This is a genomic window from Streptomyces sp. ATLC9 (assembly GCF_057196705.1).
Genome location: NZ_JBXUOY010000612.1, coordinates 1 through 398 on the forward strand (window position 1 = coordinate 1; position 398 = coordinate 398).

The following is a 398-nucleotide window of genomic DNA, read 5'->3' on the forward strand; positions in this document are numbered from 1 at the left end:
GCTGGCGCGCGCTGCAGCATGTGACGGTCAGCCCCAGCCGGATCGGAGCCATCGCCCAGGCCGCCCTCGTCCTCAACAATGCATGGCACGAAAGGGGCTGAGAAAACCTCAATATGCCTGTCGTAGTTCAGCGCGGCCAGGTCTTGACCGCGATTCCGGCAAGGACGGTCTGCCGGAGCCGGACGCTCTCCGGGGTCCACTCGTTCTTCTCGCCGACCTTTCTGGTCAGCTCGAAGCCCGACACCTTGAAGACCTCGACTTTCTCGGCGAACGACTTGTTCCCGATCTTAGCCTCGAAGTTTCGTGACGGTCCGCCGACGGAGTCGGTGGACCGTTTTCGTGCCGTGGGCTGAGGCTGGGCAGGCCGACGGCCCGGCTGTCGCGTCGGGTGGGCGCCG

General features: G+C 65.3%; 1 protein-coding gene. It reads right to left on the reverse strand.

Going from position 1 to position 398, the window contains the following annotated elements; genetic code table 11:
• Nucleotides 1–127: 127 nt before the first annotated feature.
• Nucleotides 128–398, reverse strand: a 271-nt coding sequence (locus tag AC2CJA_RS27310) for an HNH endonuclease family protein (RefSeq protein ID WP_484605289.1), incomplete at its 5' end; no start/stop codon positions are given.